17 protein-coding genes are annotated in these 20,243 nt (G+C 71.7%); 12 read left to right on the top strand and 5 right to left on the bottom strand.

What is annotated here, in order from left to right:
* The first annotated feature begins 13 nt into the window (after positions 1–13).
* The 10 genes from paaB (at position 14) to ABD161_RS04755 (ending at position 9,071) form a co-directional block, all read left to right on the top strand.
* On the top strand, positions 14–319 hold the full coding sequence (paaB, locus tag ABD161_RS04800) for a 1,2-phenylacetyl-CoA epoxidase subunit PaaB (RefSeq protein WP_135111982.1): 306 nt from the start codon (positions 14–16) through the stop codon (positions 317–319).
* Positions 316–1,152 (top strand): 1,2-phenylacetyl-CoA epoxidase subunit PaaC, encoded by an 837-nt coding sequence (gene paaC, locus ABD161_RS04795; RefSeq protein ID WP_344000182.1) that lies wholly within the window; start codon positions 316–318, stop codon positions 1,150–1,152. Before paaB ends, paaC begins: the two co-directional genes overlap by 4 nt.
* Positions 1,146–1,667: a 1,2-phenylacetyl-CoA epoxidase subunit PaaD gene (gene paaD / locus ABD161_RS04790; protein ID WP_344000180.1), complete on the top strand. Its 522-nt coding sequence runs from the start codon at positions 1,146–1,148 to the stop codon at positions 1,665–1,667. The genes paaC and paaD overlap by 7 nt, the downstream gene beginning before the upstream one ends.
* A complete protein-coding gene (gene paaE, locus ABD161_RS04785; RefSeq protein WP_344000178.1) occupies positions 1,667–2,785 on the top strand; it encodes a 1,2-phenylacetyl-CoA epoxidase subunit PaaE in 1,119 nt (372 codons plus the stop codon). The genes paaD and paaE overlap by 1 nt, the downstream gene beginning before the upstream one ends.
* Positions 2,786–2,805: 20 nt before the next feature.
* Complete coding sequence (locus ABD161_RS04780) at positions 2,806–3,579, top strand: enoyl-CoA hydratase/isomerase family protein (protein WP_344000177.1); 774 nt, start codon at positions 2,806–2,808, stop codon at positions 3,577–3,579.
* 41 nt (positions 3,580–3,620) lie between these two features.
* The gene (locus ABD161_RS04775; protein ID WP_344000347.1) at positions 3,621–3,986 is read left to right on the top strand and encodes a PaaI family thioesterase; all 366 of its coding nucleotides are present in this window, start codon (positions 3,621–3,623) and stop codon (positions 3,984–3,986) included.
* A 100-nt stretch (positions 3,987–4,086) separates the two neighbouring features.
* Positions 4,087–5,724 (top strand): ABC transporter substrate-binding protein, encoded by a 1,638-nt coding sequence (locus ABD161_RS04770; protein ID WP_344000175.1) that lies wholly within the window; start codon positions 4,087–4,089, stop codon positions 5,722–5,724.
* Positions 5,705–6,730: an ABC transporter permease gene (locus tag ABD161_RS04765; RefSeq protein ID WP_344000173.1), complete on the top strand. Its 1,026-nt coding sequence runs from the start codon at positions 5,705–5,707 to the stop codon at positions 6,728–6,730. The genes ABD161_RS04770 and ABD161_RS04765 overlap by 20 nt, the downstream gene beginning before the upstream one ends.
* Complete coding sequence (locus tag ABD161_RS04760) at positions 6,727–7,566, top strand: ABC transporter permease (protein WP_344000171.1); 840 nt, start codon at positions 6,727–6,729, stop codon at positions 7,564–7,566. Before ABD161_RS04765 ends, ABD161_RS04760 begins: the two co-directional genes overlap by 4 nt.
* The gene (locus ABD161_RS04755) at positions 7,563–9,071 is read left to right on the top strand and encodes an ATP-binding cassette domain-containing protein (protein WP_344000169.1); all 1,509 of its coding nucleotides are present in this window, start codon (positions 7,563–7,565) and stop codon (positions 9,069–9,071) included. Before ABD161_RS04760 ends, ABD161_RS04755 begins: the two co-directional genes overlap by 4 nt.
* Before the next feature lie 4 nt (positions 9,072–9,075).
* On the opposite strand, the gene ABD161_RS04750 is transcribed toward ABD161_RS04755, so the two are convergent.
* Entirely contained in the window at positions 9,076–9,576 is a 501-nt protein-coding gene (locus ABD161_RS04750; RefSeq protein WP_344000167.1) for a DUF2004 domain-containing protein, read from the bottom strand.
* Between the two features lie 210 nt (positions 9,577–9,786).
* Between ABD161_RS04750 and ABD161_RS04745 the strand changes: the two genes are divergently transcribed.
* Positions 9,787–11,727, top strand: a complete 1,941-nt coding sequence (locus ABD161_RS04745) for a potassium transporter Kup (RefSeq protein ID WP_344000165.1) — start codon at positions 9,787–9,789, stop codon at positions 11,725–11,727.
* 123 nt (positions 11,728–11,850) lie between these two features.
* Here the strand turns inward: ABD161_RS04745 and ftsY are convergent, their stop codons facing one another.
* Together ftsY and glgC are read right to left on the bottom strand one after the other, a co-directional pair.
* Positions 11,851–12,732, bottom strand: a complete 882-nt coding sequence (gene ftsY, locus ABD161_RS04740) for a signal recognition particle-docking protein FtsY (RefSeq protein ID WP_135111960.1) — start codon at positions 12,730–12,732, stop codon at positions 11,851–11,853.
* A gap of 60 nt (positions 12,733–12,792) precedes the next feature.
* On the bottom strand, positions 12,793–14,043 hold the full coding sequence (glgC, locus tag ABD161_RS04735; protein WP_344000163.1) for a glucose-1-phosphate adenylyltransferase: 1,251 nt from the start codon (positions 14,041–14,043) through the stop codon (positions 12,793–12,795).
* 93 nt (positions 14,044–14,136) lie between these two features.
* Here glgC and glgA point away from each other — a divergent pair, with 93 nt between their 5' ends.
* Positions 14,137–15,324 (top strand): glycogen synthase, encoded by a 1,188-nt coding sequence (gene glgA / locus ABD161_RS04730; RefSeq protein ID WP_344000161.1) that lies wholly within the window; start codon positions 14,137–14,139, stop codon positions 15,322–15,324.
* 131 nt (positions 15,325–15,455) lie between these two features.
* Here glgA and ABD161_RS04725 read toward each other — a convergent pair whose 3' ends face one another.
* On the bottom strand, positions 15,456–16,580 hold the full coding sequence (locus tag ABD161_RS04725; RefSeq protein WP_344000159.1) for a class I SAM-dependent methyltransferase: 1,125 nt from the start codon (positions 16,578–16,580) through the stop codon (positions 15,456–15,458).
* Positions 16,577–20,152, bottom strand: a complete 3,576-nt coding sequence (smc, locus tag ABD161_RS04720) for a chromosome segregation protein SMC (protein WP_344000157.1) — start codon at positions 20,150–20,152, stop codon at positions 16,577–16,579. The genes ABD161_RS04725 and smc overlap by 4 nt, the downstream gene beginning before the upstream one ends.
* Positions 20,153–20,243: the final 91 nt, after the last annotated feature.

The following is a 20,243-nucleotide window of genomic DNA, read 5'->3' as shown; positions in this document are numbered from 1 at the left end:
GCTGGAGACGAAGATGTCGACCCCCGGAGAATCCCCCGCCGAGACCTGGCCGCTGTGGGAGGTGTTCGTCCGCGCGAACCGCGGGCTGAGCCACGTGCACGTCGGTTCGCTTCACGCCCCCGACGAGCAGATGGCGTTGCGCAACGCGCGCGACCTCTACACGCGCCGCGGTGAGGGCGTGTCGATCTGGGTCGTGCCGGCTGCGGCGATCACCACGAGCGACCCGGATGCGAAGGGCGCGTTCTTCGAGTCGCCTGCGGGCAAGAACTACCGCCACGCCGTGTACTACACGCGCGCCGAGGGGGTGAAGCACCTGTGAGTGCCGACACCGCCCACGCCGCGGATCACCACGGGGACGTCGAGGTCGACGCGCTCGACCTCGCGGACGAGCTTCCCGGGTCCGGCGGCGTCGCGACCCCGGACGTCGCCGAGTACGCGATGCGGCTCGGCGACGACGCGCTCATCCTGTCGCAGCAGCTGGGCTGGTGGATCGCCCGCGCGCCGGAGCTCGAGGAGGATCTGGCGCTCGGCAACATCGCGCTCGATCTGCTGGGTCACGCCCGCGCGCTTCTCCGATACGCGGGAACGGCATCCGGGCGCTCGGAGGACGACCTCGCGTACTGGCGGGACGAGCCGGATCTCCGCTGCTGCTGGGTCGTGCAGCAGCCGAACGGCGACTTCGGCGACACGATCGCGCGGCAGCTGATCGTCTCGGCGTACCAGGTCGAGCTCTACGACGCGCTGACGGACAGCACGGACGCGGGCCTCCGCGCGATCGCCGAGAAGGCGGTGCGGGAGGTGAGCTATCACCGTGACCACGCCGTGCAGTGGACCCGGCGTCTCGCGGGCGGCACGGAGGAGTCGCGCCGGCGCATCACCCGCGCGCTCACGGATCTCTGGCCGTACGTCGAGGAGCTGTTCGTCGACGACGACCTGTCCGACCGGCTCGGCGACGCGGCGCCGCGGCCCTCCGCGCTGCGGGAGGGGTTCGATGCCACGATCGACGCGGTCCTCGCCGAGGCGGAACTCGAGCGGCCGCAGGTGAAGCCCGCCATGGCGCAGGGCAGGCTCGGGCGGCACACCTCCCACCTCGGCTACATCCTCGCCGAGATGCAGTGGCTCGCCCGCCGGCACCCGGGGGCGACATGGTGACCGCGACCGCCGCTCAGCTGCGCCCGGCCGACCCCGCGTCGGCCGCCGCGTGGGACATCGCCGCGCGCGTTGCCGACCCCGAGGTGCCGGTGCTCACGATCGAGGATCTCGGCGTCCTTCGCGCCGTGCGCTCCGACGGGCGGCGGGCCGAGGTGATCCTCACTCCGACCTACTCGGGATGCCCCGCGATCGAGCAGATGCGCGACGACGTCATCCTGCAGCTCACGGCCGCGGGGTACGAGCAGGTCGACGTGTCGTTCACGCTCTCCCCCGCCTGGACGACCGACTGGATGAGCGACGAGGGAAAGGCGAAGCTCTCGCGCTACGGCATCGCGCCGCCGAACGGCGAGGCACCCGTCCGCCGCGGTCCCATCCCGGTCGCCCTCGGCGTCGCGTGCCCGCGCTGCCGGTCGCTGCGGACGCGCGAGGTGTCGCGGTACGGCTCGACCTCGTGCAAGGCGCTGTACGAGTGCCTCGCCTGCCAGGAGCCGTTCGACTTCTTCAAGGTGCACTGATGGCGGCCGTGAATCTGGGCGCGGCCGCGAAGAAGCGCGCGACGTTTCATCCGCTCCGGGTGCAGGACATCCGCCCCCTCACCCCCACCAGCGTCGAGGTGACGTTCGAGGTGCCCCCCGAGCTCGCCGACGAGTACCGCTACCTGCCCGGCCAGTACCTGGCGCTGCGCGCGCACATCGAGGGCGAGGAGGTGCGGCGGTCGTACTCGATCTGCCGGCTGCCGACCCCGGGGCGCATCTCCGTCGCGGTCAAGCGCGACGAGCACGGTCTGTTCTCCCCCTGGGTGCACACCACACTGAAGCCCGGCGACGAGCTCGACGTGATGAGCCCGCAGGGAACCTTCACTTCCCACCTCGACGAGCTGGAGGGCCGGCACGTGGTCGGCATCGCGGCGGGATCGGGCATCACGCCGGTCATCACGATGGCCCACCGCGTCCTCAAGGGAAGCGCCACCGGGCGCTTCACCCTGCTGTACACGAACCGCTCGTCGCTCGACGTGATGTTCGTCGAGGAGCTGGCGGATCTGAAGGACCGCTTCCCCGACCGCCTCGCGCTTCACCACGTGCTCTCGCGCGAGCAGCGCACGGCGCCCCTGCTGTCGGGCCGCCTCGACGAGGCGAAGCTGCGCACGATCCTCGCGGCGCTCATCCCGCCGCACACCGTCGACGAGTGGGCTCTGTGCGGACCGTTCGAGCTCGTGCAGCTGTGCCGCGACCTGCTCGAGGAGCTCGGCGTCGACCCCGCGCACATCCGCTTCGAGCTGTTCACGACCGGCGAGCCGGGTGAGGCCGCGCCGCCCCGCGGGCGGCCCGTCCGGATCGAGGCCGGCGAGAAGACGTACCGGATCGACTTCACGCTCGACGGCACATCGGCGTCGGTCGACAGCCCGGTCAGCGCGAACGAGTCGATCCTCAACGCCGCGCTGCGCGTGCGGCCGGATGTGCCGTTCGCGTGCGCGGGCGGCGTCTGCGGCACGTGCCGGGCACGCGTGCTCGACGGCAGCGTGTCGATGCGCGAGAACTACGCGCTCGAGCCCGAGGAGCTCGAGCGCGGGTACGTGCTCACGTGCCAGTCCCACCCCACATCCGACCGCGTCGTCGTCGACTACGACGTCTGACCCAACGAACGGAGCGCAGGATGATCGAGCTCACGATCACGGAAGACGTCGCCGACGTCGTGCTCACCGCTCCCGAGCGCCTGAACGCGCTCGGGCCGGATGACCTGGAGCAGCTGGGCGGCGCGTACGCGGAGGCGGAGCGCGCGGGGGTGCGCGCCCTCGTGCTGCGCGGCGAGGGCCGTGCGTTCTGCGCGGGACGGGACATCTCCGGCGTGGACCCGCGCGACGACGACGTGCTGCGGTACCTGCATGGGCGCGTCGAGCCGGTGATGCGCAGGATCGCGGACTTCCCGGCGCCCACCTTCGCCGTCGCGCACGGCGCCTGCCTCGGGGTGGGACTCGGGCTGCTGATCGCCACCGACGTCGTGTACGTCGCCGAGTCGGCGAAGATCGGCAGTCCATTCAAGAACCTCGGCGCGACGCTCGACTCGGGCGGGCACGCGCTGTTCTTCGAGCGGCTCGGCGCCCACCGCACGCTCGATCTGATCTACTCGGGGCGGCTCATGACCGGAGGTGAGGCCGTGTCGCTCGGGCTCTTCTCGCGCGTGCTGCCCGACGGCGACGTGCTCCAGGCCGCCCGCGCAGCGGCGCGGCAGGCCGCATCCGGCCCGACCGAGGCGTTCGTCGCCTCGAAGCGGCTCATCGCCTCGCTGCGCGACGACCGGATCGGCTTCTGGCGGTCGATGTCCGACGAGAACCGCGCGCAGGCGGCTCTCTGCGACACGGCCGACTACCGCGAGGGGTTCGCCGCGTTCCAGCAGAAGCGCACGCCGAGCTTCACGGGCCGATCGTGAACCACGTCGCCCAGCAGGGCCCCGGCGAGCTCGCCGAGAAGATGGGGATCGAGTTCCTCGAGCTGACCGTCGATCGCGCCGTCGCGCGCATGCCGGTCCTCGGGAACCGCCAGTCGGTCGGCTTCGTGCACGGCGGCGCCTACGTGGTGCTGGGCGAATCGCTGGGCTCGGTCGCCGCGAACCTCCACGCCGGCCCGGGCCGCCTCGCCGTCGGCGTGGACGTCAATGCGACCCACACGCGTTCCGCCACCACCGGTCATGTCACGGGCGTCTGCACTCCCCTGCACCTCGGCGCCTCCGTCGCGGTGCACGAGATCGTCATCACCGACGACGAGGGACGGCGGTGCTCGACCGTCCGCATCACCAACCACATCAAGGACATGCCCGCGCACGCGGCGACATCCTGATCGGCCCCGGGCCCGGAGCCGCAGCCCCTCGGCGGGCGTATTCTTGGACGCAGTCCGGTTAACGCCGGCGCCACAGCAGACTCCCCTCACAAAGGCTCCTATGCTTCGCCGCGCCCTTCCCGCCCTCGTCCTCGCCTCCTCGCTCGCGCTCATCGCGACCGCCTGCGCCCCCACCGCCGAACAGGCGGGGCCCAGCGCAGAGCCGCAGGACGGCGGCACGCTCGTCTACGCCACGGGCGACGCCGAGCCCACGTGCCTCGACCCGCACGTCGGCGGCAACTACCCCCAGGCGCTCATCAGCACGCAGTACCTCGAGCCGCTCGTCGGCCGCGACGTCGACGGATCCATCACGCCGTGGCTCGCCGAGGACTGGAAGGTGTCGCCCGACGGCCTCACCTGGGACTTCACGCTCAAGAGCGACGTCGAGTTCACCGACGGCACGCCCCTCGATGCGACCGCCGTGAAGGTGAACATCGAGCACCTGCAGGAACCGGAGACCGCCTCGTCGACCGGCTACCTCGCGGTGTCGAAGGTCGCCGAGGTCGAGGTCGTGGACGACACCCACGCGCGCTTCCACCTCTCCGAGCCCGACTCGGCCCTGCTCGAGTCGCTCAGCATGCAGTGGACCGCGATCCAGTCGCCGGCCGGCATCGCGCGCGGCATGGAGGAGAACTGCGCCGCCCCCATCGGCACCGGGCCGTTCATCGTCGAGGAATGGGTGCCGCAGCAGCAGATCACGCTCGTGCGCAACGACGACTACGCCACCCCCGGGCCGCAGACCGAGAACGACGGCCCCGCGCACATCGACGAGCTCGTGTGGCGCTTCATCCCCGACGCCGCGACGCGTCAGGCGGCGCTGGCCTCGGGCGAGGTCCACGTGATCGACAACCCGCAGCCCGACGCGATCGTCGCGGCCGAGCAGGGCGACGAGATCACGCACATCGATGCCCCGCGCCCCGGCTCGGTGAACCGCATCGAGCTCAACGCGGGCCAGGCGCCGTTCGACGACGAGCGCGTGCGCGAGGCGTTCATCCGGGCCGCCGACCCGAACCCGGGGATCGAGTCGCTCTACCTCGGCACCGTCACCCGGTCCTACTCGCCGCTCGGCAGCACCGAGCCCATGGGCATCTCGGACGAGTCGCTCTTCACGACGGATCCGGAGGAGGCCAACGCGCTGCTGGATGAGGCCGGCTGGACCGAGAAGGACCAGGACGGCATCCGGATGAAGGACGGCAAGCGCCTGACCGTCCGCTTCCCGGTGAGCACCAACCAGTCGGTGGCCGCCGAGCAGTCGCTGTTCGAGCAGATCCAGGCGAACGTGGCCGAGGTCGGCTTCGACGTGCAGCTCTCGCCCGTCGACCTGTCTGCCTGGTACGAGGCGCTCGGCGCGAACGAGTACGAGGCCGTGAGCGCTCCGTACACGCGTGTCGGCGCCGAGGTGCTGCGCGTGCTGTACCACTCGGACGCGATCACCCCCGCGCCGTCCGGCTACTTCGCCAACCACGCGCAGCTGTCCGATCCCGAGCTCGACGCGCTGCTGGATCAGGCATCCGCCACGCAGGAGGAGGCCGCGCGCGCCGACCTGTACGCGCAGGCGCAGCAGCGCGTGCTCGAGAGCTTCACGGTCCTGCCGCTGTACGACCAGCAGAACCACTTCCTGACCCGCGGTGTGACCGGCGTCACGACGCTCGGCACCGTGGCCACGCCCACGTTCGTCGATGCCCGGATCGCCGGCTAGGAGGCGCCGGCTCGTCGCCGTCGCGCGCTGGCTGGCGGGCCGGATCGGATCCGCGCTGCTGGTGGTCTGGATCGTCGCGACGGTCGTCTTCTTCGCCCTGCGCGCCTCGGGCGACCCGCTCGAGGCGATCCTCGGCGGGCCCGGCTCGCAGGCGGGCCCCGAGGCGGTGGCGCGGGCGCGGGAGACCTACGGGCTCGACCAGCCGCTCATCCTCCAGTACCTGACCCAGCTGTGGCGGGTGGCGACGTTCCAGCTCGGCGACTCGTACGCGCGCCGCCAGCCGGTCGCCGACCTCATCGCCGACCAGCTGCCCGGCACCCTGCTGCTCGCCGCCCTCGCGCTCCTTCTCGCGTGGGCGCTCGCGCTCGCGGGCTCGACGATCGCGGCGACCGCGCGCGGCAGGCTCGGACGCGCCGCCGTGGGCGTTCTGCGCGGCGTCGAGCTCGTGGCGACGGTCATGCCCCAGTTCTGGCTCGGGGCCGTGCTGATCCTCGTCTTCGCGGCGTCGCTGCGCATCCTTCCCGCCACGAGCGGCGGCGACGACCCGGCGGGGCTCATCCTGCCGGTGGTGACGCTGGCGATCCCGATCGCCGGGTTCCTCGCGCAGCTCTCGCGCGATGCGCTGCTCGAGGCCGACCGCGCGCCCTTCGCCACGACGGCCCGCTCGCGCGGCGCGAGCGAATCGCGGGTGCTGCTCCACCACACCCTCCGCCACGCGAGCCTGCCGGCGCTGTCGCTGTCGGGGTGGGCGTTCGGGCATCTGCTGAGCGGCGCGGTCGTCGTCGAGTCGCTGTTCGCCCGCCCGGGCCTCGGGCGCCTGCTGCTCGACGCCGCCCTGAGCCGCGACGTGCCCGTCGTGATCGGCGCCGTGGTCGTCGTGGCGGTGATGTACGTGGTGGTCGTGACGGCCGTCGACGCGGTGGAGCTGATCGTGGATCCGCGGCTGCGGCGTCCCCGCGCGGCTCACGCCGCCGAGCGCACGCCCGAGCTGGCGGTGGGATCGTGACCGCCGCGCGCGAGCATGTCCGCCGGGCGCTCCGCGCCCTCGGCCCCGGCGGCGTGATCGCCGGCGTCGGACTGATCCTGATCCTGATCGCCGTGGTCAGTCCCGGCGTGATCGCGCCCCGCGATCCGCTGGCGATCGCGCCATCCGAGGCTTTCTCGCCGCCTTCGCTCGCGCATCCGTTCGGCACGGACGAATCCGGGAGGGACCTCTTCACCCGGGTCGTTCACGGCGCGACGGCCTCGGCCGGCATCGGCCTCGCCGCGACGGGCATCGGCATCGCCGCCGGCCTCGTCCTCGGCTTCGCCGGCGCGCTCGGCCCGCGGTGGCTCGACGCGGCGATCGCGCGCGTCGTCGAGGTGCTGTTCGCCCTCCCCACGCTCGTCCTCGCCCTGCTGCTGGTCGCGGTGATCGGCCCCGGCACGCAGGCCTCGATCCTCGCGATCGGCGTGGCGACGGCACCCGGCTACGCGCGCATCCTGCGCTCGCGCGTGCGGGGCGTGGCCCGCAGCGACTACGTCGGCTACGCGCGCCACGAGGGCGCGGGACCCGTGACGGTCTTCGTCCGCCACATCGCTCCGAACACCCTCTGGCCCCTCGTCGCCACCGCGACGCTCGGCGTCGGGCAGGCGATCGTCTGGGTGTCGGCGCTCAGCTTCCTGGGCCTCGGTGCGCTGCCGCCCTCGCCCGAGTGGGGCGCGATGCTGAACGCCGGGCGCGTGTACATCTCGACGGCGTGGTGGATGACCGTGCTGCCGGGTCTCGCCATCGTCGCGACCGCGACCGTGCTGACCGTGCTCGGGCGCCGCGCGTCGGGCGCCGGATCGGAGGCGACGTGAGCCTCCTGCGGATCCGGGATCTCCGCGTCGCCCTCGGCGGCGCCGAGGTGCTGCGCGGAATCGACATCGACGTGGCGCCCGGCGAGGTGCTCGCCATCGTCGGCGAATCGGGGGCGGGGAAATCGGTCCTCGCCCGTACGATCCTCGGCCTCGTGCGCAGGGAACGCGCCCGCGTCACGGCCGACGCGTTCGAGATCGGCGACCGCGACATGCTGCGCGCGTCCGAGGCTTCCTGGCGCACCCTGCGCGGCGGCCAGGTGTCGCTCGTCCTGCAGGATGCCCTGCAATCGCTCGACCCGCTCCGCACGATCGGCGCCGAGGTCGGCGAGACGCTCGCGGTGCGCGGCATGCGACGCGCCGAGCGGCGAGGCAGGGTGCTGGATGCCCTCGACGCCGCCGGGCTCCCCCTCGGTGGCCCCGGGCGCCCGGAGGCCGCGGCCCGCCTGCGTCAGAGGCCGGGCGACCTCTCCGGGGGGATGCGGCAGCGTGCGCTGATCGCCTCGGCGATCGTCGGCGGCGCTCCCCTCGTCATCGCCGACGAGCCCACCACGGCGCTCGACGCGACCACCGCGGTGCGCGTGCTCGACCTCCTCGGCCGCCTCCGCGACGAGGGCACCGGCCTCATCCTGATCAGTCACGACCTCACGGCGGTCGCGCGCGTCGCCGATCGGATCGCTGTCCTGGATGCCGGCCGCGTCGTCGAGCAGGGGCCGGCGGCGAGGATCCTCAACCGGCCCGAGCACGAGGTGACGCGGGCGCTGCTCGCCGCCGCACCGCGGGGGCCCAAGCACAAGCACGACGCCCAGCCCGGCTCCGCGGTGCTCGAGGGTCACGGCCTCGTGCGCCGCTACGCCGGGCCCGGCGGCACGGTGTCGGCGGTCGACGAGGTCGACGTCACGGTGCGCGCCGGCGAGGTGCTCGGCGTTGTCGGCGAATCCGGATCGGGCAAGTCCACCCTCGCGAGGCTGCTCATCGGGATCGAACGACCGGATGCGGGAGCGGTCGAGCGCGCCGAGGACGTGCGCGTGCGGCTCGTGCCGCAGGATCCACTGGGTGCGTTCGATCCGCGCCACACGGTCGAGCGCATCCTGCGTCACGCGCGCCGCGACGACGCCCCGGCACCCGCCGAGCTGCTCGCCCGCGTCGGCCTCGACGCGTCGCTCCTGCGGCGCCGCCCCGCGTCACTCTCCGGAGGCCAGCGCCAGCGCGTGGCGATCGCGCGCGCCCTCGCCGCCCGGCCCGATGTCCTCGTGTGCGACGAACCGGTGTCGGCCCTCGATGTGACGACCCAGGCGGGCATCCTCGACCTGCTGCTGGACCTGCAGCGCCGGGAGGGCCTGACGATCGTCTTCATCTCGCACGACCTCGCCGTCGTCCGCCGCGTCAGCGACCGCATCGTCGTGATGCGCCAGGGCCGGATCATCGAGCGGGGCGAGACCGAGGCCGTGTTCGCCGCCCCGGCTCGCGCGTTCACGCGCGAGCTGATCGCCGCGGCGACCTCCTAGCGCGTCAGTCGGCGCTGGTGACCGACAGCACCGTGCCGTCCGAGCTGAGGTTGACAAGCAGCACGTCGTCGGCCGCGTCGGGGTCGAGGGCGTACTCGAGCACCGCGAACGGATCCTGCCCGCCGTGCTCGTCGGCGAGGATCGTCATGCTCATCAGCTGCAGCGAGCGGATGATGTCGACCGCCGGATCGCCGCTGATGTCGACGAGGAAATCCTCGAGTTCGTCGCCCAGCGTGGTCTGCTGCATCAGGATGTACTCGGTCACCTCGCTGGCGCGGTTGTCCACCTCGGCGAGCATCGCCTCCCGCGCGCGCCGGTCGAGCTCCTCGAGGGCCGACACCATGGAGGCGGCCGCGTCCAGGGCGGCCGGGGACACGTCGTTCTGGTCGGGGGCGGTCAGATCGACGGTCACGCTCTGGTCGCCGAGCTCGACGTTCTCCGACCAGAAGATGGAGCCGTCCGGGCCGGACTCCAGAAGGCCGAAGAAGTCGTGTTCGATCGCCATATCCCTATGAAACCAGCAGGGCGACTCCACCGGTAGGCCGCGCCGTTCACGCGGTGGCCGGGCGTGTCGCCCGCGGTCGCGATCGCGGCGTGCGCGGGGCGCCGATGCGGCACCGCGGGCGTGAGGATTTCGTGAGGATGCGCGGCCGCGCCGTGTGGATTCCGTGCGATAGGCCCGCCACGGTGTGAGCGCGGCGTAGGTTCCTCATCCGTGACACAACTGCTCGAGCGCACCCCCACGACGACCCCGCAGACCGTGCGCGAGCGCGTCCGCTTCGCGCTGGTCCTCGGGGCGCTCGGCGTCGTGTTCGGCGACATCGGCACGAGCCCGATCTACACGCTGCAGACGATCTTCAACCCCGAGGATCCGCACCCGGTTCCCGTCGACCCCGAGAACGTCTACGGCGTCGTGTCCCTCATCTTCTGGTCGATGATGATCATCGTCACGCTCACGTACGTGTCGCTCGCGATGCGCATCGACAACCACGGCGAGGGCGGCATCATGGCGCTCATCACGCTGATCCGGTCGTGGGCGATGAAGAGCAGGGTCCGCGTCATGGCGAGCCTCGCGGTGCTCGGCATCTTCGGCGCCTCCCTGTTCCTCGGCGACGGGATGATCACTCCCGCCATCTCGGTCATGTCCGCCGTCGAGGGCCTGAAGGTCGTCAACCCCGATCTCGAGGCCTTCGTCATCCCGATCGTGGTCGTGATCATCGTCGTGCTGTTCGCGGCGCAGAAGTTCGGCACCGCCGCGGTCGGCCGCCTGTTCGGGCCCGTCACGACCGTGTGGTTCGCCGCCATCGCGCTGTTCGGCATCGGCGGCATCCTGATGGAGCCCGGGATCCTCGTCGCGCTGTCGCCGACCTACGCGTTCGGCTTCCTCATCGGCCACTTCCACTACGCGTTCTTCGCGCTGGCGGCCATCGTGCTGTGCTTCACCGGCGCCGAGGCGCTGTACGCCGACATGGGCCACTTCGGGCGCAAGCCGATCACGGTCGGCTGGCTCTTCGTGGTGCTTCCCGCCGTCACGCTCAACTACATGGGCCAGGGCGCCCTCATCCTGCACGACAAGGATGCGCTCGCGTCGCCGTTCTTCCTGCTGATCCCGGATGCCCTGCGCGTGCCGATGATCATCCTCGCGACGGCCGCCACCGTGATCGCCTCGCAGGCGGTGATCAGCGGCGCGTTCTCGGTGGCGTCGCAGGCCGCCGAACTCGGCTACCTGCCACGGCTGCGCATCCTGCACACGTCGACCGACACGTACGGCCAGATCTACGTGCCGTGGGTGAACTGGATCATCCTCGCCGCCGTGCTCGTGCTCGTCTTCACGTTCCAGAGCTCGACCGCGCTCGCCTACGCGTACGGGATGACGGCCATCGGCACGAACACGATCACGACGATCCTGTTCTTCTTCGTCGCGTTCCGCGCGTGGAGGGCGCCGCGCTGGCTGCTGTGGACGGGGCTCGCGCTCATCCTGTCGTTCGAGCTGCTGTTCGTCGCCGCGAACCTGACGAAGATCCTGCACGGCGCGTGGCTGCCGCTGGCGATCGCGCTGGCGTCGTTCACGGTCATGGCGACCTGGCAGAAGGGCCGCCAGATCATCACGGGCAAGCGGACCAAGATGGAGGGCTCGCTGTCGGACTTCATGGCCGAGATCACCGCGCGTCCGGATCGGATCGCCACGGTGCCGGGAACGGCGATCTTCCTGAACCGCGGCAAGACGACCGTCCCGCTCGCGCTCCGCGACAACGTCCGGCACAACCACGTGCGCCACGAGAACATCGTGATCGTGTCCGTCGATATCGCGACGGTGCCGCGCGTGCCGTCCACCCAACGCGTGGTCGTCGACGACCTCGGCGATCCGCGCGACGGCATCACGCACGTCACCGTGAACTTCGGCTACGCCGAGGTGACGGATGTGCCCCGCGCGCTGGCGCTCGTGTCGCCGAAGGCCGCCTGCGGCCGGCTCGACCTCGACCAGGCGATCTACTACCTCTCGAAGATCGAGCTGCGCGCGGGCCGGAAGCCGCGCATGATGACGTGGCGCAAGAAGCTGTTCCTCGCCACGTCGCGGATCACCGTCGACGCGGCCGAGCACTTCAACCTGCCGCTGAACCGCACCGTGGTGCTGGGCGAGGTCGTCGAGATCTGACCCGGTAGTCCCTCATCCGGTTCCGAACTCCGGACCGATGGGGCCGATGTGGCCGGTGAGGCGCGACACGCCCACACGCGTCACGCGCGTCCGGTGTTCGGGATGCGCGGATCGCCCGCCGGATCAGTCGACGGCGCCCTCGACAAGGGCCTGCACGAACACGTGCGGGGTGAAGCCCGTGAGGTCGCCGATCCCCTCGCCCTGACCGAGGAGCTTGACGGGGATCCCGGTCCGCTCCTGCACGGCGAGCACGAACCCGCCCTTGGCGGAGCCGTCGAGCTTCGAGATGACGAGGCCCGTGACGCCCGCGTGCTGCAGGAACGCCTCGGCCTGCATCACGCCGTTCTGACCCGTGGTGGCATCGAGCACCAGCAGCACCTCGCTGATGGGCGCCTGCTTCTCGATCACGCGCCGGATCTTGGTGAGCTCGTCCATGAGGCCGCCCTTCGTGTGAAGACGGCCGGCGGTGTCGACGAGCACGATCTCGGTGCCCGTGCGCTTGGCGAAATCGATCGTCTGGAAGGCGACGGATGCCGGATCCTGACCCTCCCGATCCGGACGCACGATCGTCGCGCCCCCACGCTCCGCCCACGTCGCGAGCTGGTCGACCGCCGCGGCGCGGAACGTGTCCGCCGCGCCGACGACCACCGTGCGGTCGTAGCGGCGCAGGAAGTGCGCGAACTTGCCGATCGTGGTGGTCTTGCCGACGCCGTTGACGCCGACGACGAGGACCACCGCGGGTCGCTCCGTGAGCTTCAGCGTGGTGTCGTACTTCGCGAAACGCTCCTCGAGCGTCTCCTGCAGCATGCGGTTCAGGTCCCGCGGGTCCGTCGTGCGGTAGCGCTCGACGTTCGCCCGCAGCTCGTCGACGATGCGCTCGGTGATGTCCGGCCCGAAGTCGGCCTGGATGAGCGCGGTCTCCAGCGTCTCCCACGTGTCCTCGTCGATCGTCGGCCTGACGAACACACCGCGCAACGCGCGACCCAGCGACCACTTCTCAGCCATGGCTCAAGCCTACGTGGGCGTTCGTGCGCCTCGATCGCCCCAGCGCGGCCGCCCGGCGCGTCAGTCGCGCGTGACGCGCACGCCCTTGCCGACCACGGTGATCCCGGTCTCGGTGACGGTGAAGCCGCGCGAGCGATCCAGCTCCGCATCGACGCCGATGGTCGCGCCCGGCTCGACGATCGCGCTCTTGTCGACGATCGCACGGCGCACCGTCGCGCCCGCCGCGATGCGGGACTGCTCGAAGACGATCGAATCCGTCAGCATGGCACCCGACTCGACGCTCGAGCGGGGGCCCAGCACGCTCCGCTCGATGTGCGCGCCCGAGATCACCGAGCCGAGCGACACGATCGAATCGATCACCGTGCTCAGCGTGCCGCGCGCATCGCGCGTGAACTTCGCCGGCGGCATGTTGTCCTGGCGGCTGAAGATCGGCCACTCGTCGTTGTACAGGTTGAACACCGGCAGCACCGAGATCAGGTCCTGGTGCGCGTCGAAGTACGACTCGATCGTCCCCACGTCGCGCCAGTAGTAGCGGTCGCGCGAGGTGCTTCCCGGCACGTCGTTGTTCTTCATGTCGTACACACCCGCGCTGCCGCGTCCCACGAAGTACGGCACGATGTCACCGCCCATGTCGTGGTTCGACTCGGTGTTCTCGCCGTCGGCGCGCACGGCCTCGATCAGGGCCTCGGTCGTGAAGACGTAGTTTCCCATCGACGCGAGCACCTCGCCGGGCGAGTCGGGAAGCCCCTGGGGCGCCGCCGGCTTCTCCAGGAACTCGCGGATTGTCGCGGGGTCCTCCGGGTCGACGTCGATCACGCCGAACTGGTTGGCGAGGCCGATCGGCTGGCGGATCGCGGCGACCGTGCAGTCGGCGCCCGACGCGATGTGCGCGTCGATCATCTGCTCGAAGTCCATCCGGTAGACGTGGTCGGCACCCACCACGACGACGTAGTCGGGCTTCTCGTCGTAGATGAGGTTGAGACTCTGCAGGATGGCGTCCGCCGAGCCGAGGTACCAGCGCTTGCCGAGCCGCTGCTGCGCCGGCACCGAGGTGACATAGGAGTTGAACAGCCCGCTCATGCGCCACAGGGTCGAGATGTGCCGGTCGAGGCTGTGCGACTTGTACTGGGTCAGCACGACGACCTGCCGCAGGCCCGAGTTCATCAGATTCGACAGCGCGAAGTCGATGAGCCGGTAGTGCCCGCCGAACGGCACCGCCGGCTTCGCGCGATCCAGCGTGAGCGGCATGAGCCGCTTGCCCTCTCCCCCCGCGAGGACGATCCCCAACACCTTCTTCGTCGTCGCCGCCATACGGCTGACACTAGTGTGAGACGCCCTGTCCCCGACACGGGTTTCGACAGAAACGGTCACTTCTGCCCGCGCCGGCGGCGCTAGGTTTGCAGCATGCGCGTCGACCTCCTCACCCGCGAGTACCCGCCCGAGATCTACGGCGGGGCCGGCGTCCACGTCGCCGAGCTCGTCACGGCGCTGCGGCGTGACATCGAGGTCGTGGTGCGCTGCTTCGGCGCCGCACGCGACGAGCACGGCGTGCACGCCTACGACGTGCCGGCCGAGCTCAAGGCCGCGAACGGCGCGCTCCAGACGATGGGCGTCGATCTCGCGATGGCGCGGGACGCGGCGGGCGCCGACCTCGTCCACTCGCACACGTGGTACGCCAACTTCGCCGGGCACGTGGCGAAGATGCTCCACGGCATCCCGCACGTCGCGACGGCGCACAGCCTCGAGCCGCTGCGGCCGTGGAAGGCCGAACAGCTGGGGGGCGGCTACAGGCTCTCCAGCTGGATCGAGCGCGACGCGCTCACCTCCGCCGATGCGGTCGTCGCCGTCAGCGAGGGGATGCGCCGCGACCTGCTGCGCGTGTACCCGGGTCTCGATCCGAAACGAGTGAAGGTGATCTACAACGGCATCGACCTGACCTCGTGGCAGCGGGTGGACGATCCGGACACCGCGCGCTCGCTCGGGATGGATCCGGATCGCCCGTCGATCGTGTTCGTCGGGCGCATCACGCGGCAGAAGGGCCTTCCCTACCTGCTGCGCGCCGCGCGCCTGCTGCCGCCCGAGGTGCAGCTCGTGCTGTGCGCCGGCGCTCCGGACACCCCCGAGATCATGGCCGAGGTCCAGGCGCTGGTGGCCGAGCTGCGCGAGACCCGCGAGGGCGTGGTGTGGATCGACCGCCACCTCCCCCGCCACGAGCTGTGCGCGCTCCTGAGCGCCGCGACGACGTTCGTCTGCCCGTCGGTGTACGAGCCGCTCGGCATCGTGAACCTCGAGGCGATGGCCTGCGGCGCCCCGGTCGTCGGCACCGGCACGGGAGGCATCCCCGAGGTCGTCGTGCACGGCGAGACCGGCGCGATCGTGCCGCTCGAGCAGCTCGACGACGGCACCGGCACGCCGATCGATCCCGAGCGCTTCGTCTCGGATCTCGCGGCCGCCCTCACGGAGATGGTCGCGGATCCGGATCGCGCACGCGCGCTGGGCGAGGCGGGCCGCCTGCGCGCCGAGCGCGAGTTCTCGTGGCTGTCGATCGCCGACCGCACCCGCGCCCTCTACGCCGACGTCCTCGCCGGCTGAGCGGCGGGGCGGCGGGGCGGCGTCGAGACACGCCGACCGAAGGATCGACCCCCACCGGTCGTTGAGCGAGCGAAGCGAGTCGAAACGGGCTGAGCGAGCGAAGCGAGTCGAAGCCGCGCCGCTACTCCGCCTCAGCGCCTGACCGAGACCGTCACCGTGAACTTCGGGTTGCGGCCGGCCTGACGCGTCGGGCCCACCGTGCGCTCGAGGATCGGGCGATAGCCGAGGTGCGAGTTGAACACGCACCACAGCTCGCCGCCGGGCCGGAGCACGCGCGCCGCATCCGCGAACAGCTTCGGCGCGATCTCGTCGGTGACGGCGGCGCCGGAGTGGAACGGCGGATTGAGCAGGATGAGGTCGGCGGATGCGTCCGGCTGCGAGGCGAGGCCGTCGTCGCGCACGACGTCGATCCGGTCCGCGACGCCGTTCGCCGCGGCGGTCGCACGGGCCGACGCGACGGCGGCCGCCGACTGGTCGGTGGCGATGACCAGGATCCCGGGGCGCGCCTTCGCGAGCATCGTCGCGAGCACGCCCGTGCCGCACGCGAGATCGATCGCCGTGTCGGCCTGGCGCATGACGGGGAGGAACCCGAGCAGGAACCTCGTGCCGATGTCGATCGACGTCCCGGCGAACGCGGCGCCGTGCGCGCACACGGTCAGGCCCAGATCCGGATGTTCCTGCGCCCGCGGCCAGCCGCCGCCGGCCGTGCAGATCGGCCCCGCGGCGCGCAGCACGCGCGACTTGCTCACCCCGCGGCTCGCGCGCACCTCGCCGAAGTGCCGCGCGAGCACGTCATTCATGCCGAGCGTCATGTGCTTGACCCGGCCGCCCGCCACCACGCGCACTACGTCGGCGGCGCCCGACGCGATGACGCCCGCGATCTCGTCGAGCGCATCGAGCGAGCGCGGCAGCTGCAGCAGCACGGTCTCGGCGCCGGCGAGGAGGCCCGTGTCGAGCGCGTGCGACGTGACCCGGTCGAGCGACATCCCCAGCTCCGCGGCGTTGGCCGCCAACGCCCGCTCCCCCGTGATCGCGTCCTGATGCACGCGGATCCGGACGTCGGGGTCTGCCGCCAGCAATGACAGCGTGAGCGCGCCGTAGCGGTCGCCGATCACGACAACCTCGCGCCCGACCGCGCCGGCCTCCGACAGGATCAGGCGGTCGCTCGCGTCGGCGGCGACGAGATCGTGCGCCTCGACATCCGGCCACCGCCGCAGCCGCGGCGCCAGCTCGTCGAACCGCTCGACGGCCGTCACGACGCGGCGCGCTCGGAGATCCGCTGGCCCACCACGGCCGAGACGCCGTCCTGGCGCATCGACACGCCGTAGAGCGCGTCGGCGATCTCCATCGTGCGCTTCTGGTGCGTGATGACGATGAGCTGGCTCGACTCCCGCAGCTGCTCGAACACACCGAGCAGGCGACCGAGGTTCGCGTCGTCGAGGGCCGCCTCGACCTCGTCGAGGATGTAGAAGGGGCTGGGACGCGCCTTGAAGATCGCGGTCAGGAACGCCACCGCCGCGAGCGACCGCTCGCCGCCCGACAGCAGGGACAGCCGCTCGATCTTCTTGCCGACCGGGCGCACCGACACCTCGATGCCGGTCGTCAGCAGATCATCCGGATTGGTGAGCGCGATGGATCCGGTACCGCCCGGGAAGAGGATCGGGAACACCTCGGTGAACGCCGCCTTCGTGTCCTCGAACGCCGCCTCGAAGATGACCTGCATGCGCTCGTCGAGGTCGGCGATGATCGTCATCAGGTCCTTGCGGGTCTGGACGAGGTCGTCCAGCTGCTCCGTGAGGAACTTGTGGCGCTGCTCGAGAGCGGCGAACTCCTCGAGCGCGAGCGGGTTCACCCGGCCGAGCTGGGCGAGCTTGCGCTCCGCGTCGCGCAGGCGCCGCTCCTGCATGCGCCGGTCGTACGGGATCGTCGCGGGCATGTCGGAATCGGCATGAACGCTGTTCTCGGCGTGCTCGACGAGATCGTCGGCCACCCGGATGTCAGCTGGACCCCGCGGAACTGGCTGATCCGGCCCATATTCCGAAACCAGGATGTCCTCGCCCATGCCGAGCTCACTCGAGACGCGCTCCAACAGGCTCGTGACGTGCAGCTTCTTCTCGTGGATCTGCAGCTCGAGCCCGTGGACGCTCTCGGTGAGCCCGGAGAGCCGCTCGCGGAGCCCCGCCTCCTTGCCGCGGAGGTCACGCAGCTCGCTGGTCACCATCGCGCGGGCGCTCTCGGCCTCGGCGAGGGCGAGACGCGCCTCGGTGACCGAGCGGTCGACCGAGTCGAGCAGGTGCGGCAGCTCGGCCGCGACGCCCTCGGCGATCTCGCGCTGCTGCCGGCGGACGACCGCCCGCCGGGCCGCGGCGGCGGCCGCCTCGCGCTCCCGTTCGCGCTGCCGCTCCAGGCTCACGGCCCTCGCCTCGGCCGCGCGGACGCGCTCGCGCAGCGTCTCGACCTCGAGCCGGGCGCGCATCTCCTGCTCGCGTGCCGCCTCGAGCGCGGCGAGGTAGTCGTCGCGCGCCGAGGCGTCCAGGATGGGGCGAGGCTTCTCGAGCGCCGCGTTCAGCTCGTCGGTTGCCGCCTTCGCCTTCGCCTCGGCCTCGGCGACGGCGCCCTGCGCCTGGGCGAGCCCCGTGCGCAGACGCTCGCACTCGGCGACCGCGGCCTCATGCCGCACCGTCGCCTTGTTCAGCCGCTCCGCGTGCTGCGCGAGCTGCGCGTCGTGCTCGCGCAGCTCCTGCAGCGACTCCTTGGCGACGCGCCGCGCGGTCTGCAGCCGCTCGTTCGCCTCCGCGCGCAGCACTGTGTGCTCCTCGACCTGCACACGCACCTCGGCGAGGCGGGCGGCGGCGGCATCCCGCTCGGCCTGCAGCTCGAGCCGCGAGCGCTCCCCCGTGCCCGCGCGCACCGTCTGCGCGGTGCAGACCTCGCCCGCCCGCGTCACGATCGTCACGCGGGATGCAGCTTCCGGCGCGGCGTCGAACGCGGCGCGGGCCGCCTCGAGGTCGTCGGCGACGGCCACGTGCGAGAGGATCCGCAGCACTCCCTCGGGAGCGCGCACGATCCGCCGCGCGGGCACGACCCCGGGCAACTCGGGGAGCTCTGCGTCTGCACCGCCCGCCTCCGCGATCACGATGTCGACGACGCCGAACTCACCGGCGCCCCGGGCGACCGAGAACGCGGCCGAACGGGAGTCGACGAGCACGCCCTCGGCGAGCGGACCGAGCACCGCGGCGATCGCCGCTTCGTAGCCGGCGTCCACGTGCACCTCGTCGCCGACCAGTCCACGCACGCCGTCGCCCCCACGGGCGATCAGCGCCGCGGCGCCGTTCTGCACGTCCAGGGCGCTCGAGAGCGCGGCCACCTTCGCCGTCAGGGCGTCGGCCTCGCGCTCCGCCGACCGGTGCGCCTCGCGGATGCGCTCCAGCTCCGTTTCAGCCTCGCTGGTCTCCCGCTGCGCGGCCTCGTACGCGGCCTGATGCTCCGCCGCCGATCCCTCCGACACGACGCCCTCAGCACCGTGATCTGGATCGATCCGCTCGAGCTCCTCCGCGGCCTCGATGCGCCGCTGATCGGCCGCGTCGAGGGCGTTCTGCTGCCGGAGCACCCCGCCGCGCACCGCCGCGAGGGCCGACTGGGCGGCCTCGGCCGAGCCGCGGAGGGCCGTGAGCGTCATGTCGTGCTCCGACACCAGGGCGCTCTGCTCGGCGATGTCGGCGTCGAGCGCGTCGAGCTCGCCGCGGGCGCGCACGACCGCGCGGGACGCCTCCTGCACGGCGTCCTGCGCGGCGCCGAGCCCATCCGAGATCTCGGTGATCTCCTCGCGGGCTTCGTCGATCGCCGCCTGCGTCACGGTGATCGCGACCGCGTCCGGATCCTCGTCGGCCCCCAGCAGCGCCAGGCGCTGGTTCGCGAGCGTGAACAGGCCGCGCAACCGCTCCTGCACCTGTTCCAGCGCGAACGCGACGCGGCGCGCCTCGTCGACGGCCTCGGCGTTCTGCTCCCGCTCGAGCTGCGCGATCCGGGCGCGCACGCCGTCGACCTCGTCCTGCAGGACGAGCCGCTCGGTGTGCCGCTCCTGCTCGCTGCGGGCGTGATCGGCCAGCGCGGAGCGCAGCTGGACGACCTCGTCCGCGAGCAGGCGCGCCTTCGCGTCGCGCACGATCGCGGCGATCGTCTGCGCCTCGCGGGCGATCTCGGCCTGCTTGCCGAGCGGCTTGAGCTGCCGCCGGATCTCGCCCGCGAGGTCGCTCAGCCGCGTGAGGTTCTGCTCCATCGCGTCGAGCTTGCGGAGGGTCTTCTCCTTGCGGCGCCGGTGCTTCAGGATCCCGGCGGCTTCCTCGATGAAGCCGCGCCGGTCCTCGGGGGTCGCCTGGAGGACAGCGTCGAGCCGGCCCTGCCCCACGATCACGTGCATCTCACGGCCGAGTCCCGAGTCGCTCAGCAGCTCCTGGACATCCAGCAGCCGGCACGACTCGCCGTTGATCGCATACTCGCTCGCGCCGTTGCGGAACAGCGTGCGGCTGATCGTGACCTCGCTGTACTCGATCGGCAGCGCGCCGTCCGAGTTGTCGATCGTCAGCTGCACCTCGGCGCGGCCCAGCGGGCCACGCGTGGCGGTGCCCGCGAAGATGACGTCCTCCATCTTGCCGCCGCGCAGCGTCTTGGCACCCTGCTCGCCCATCACCCAGGCGAGGGCGTCGACGACGTTCGACTTGCCGGATCCGTTCGGGCCGACGATCGCGGTCACCCCCGGCTCGAGCGCGAAGGTCGTCGGCTGCGCGAACGACTTGAAGCCCTTGAGCGTCACGCTCTTCAGGTGCATCCGCGCTCCTTCCTCGACCAGAATCCGCGCGCCTTCGGGCGCCGTCGGATGACGCCGCATTCCGCGGAATCGTGCGGATTTCACGCTACCC

The organism is Microbacterium paludicola, from assembly GCF_039529675.1.
Classification (GTDB): domain Bacteria; phylum Actinomycetota; class Actinomycetes; order Actinomycetales; family Microbacteriaceae; genus Microbacterium; species Microbacterium paludicola.
This window is presented reverse-complemented; position numbering and strand designations above follow the sequence as displayed.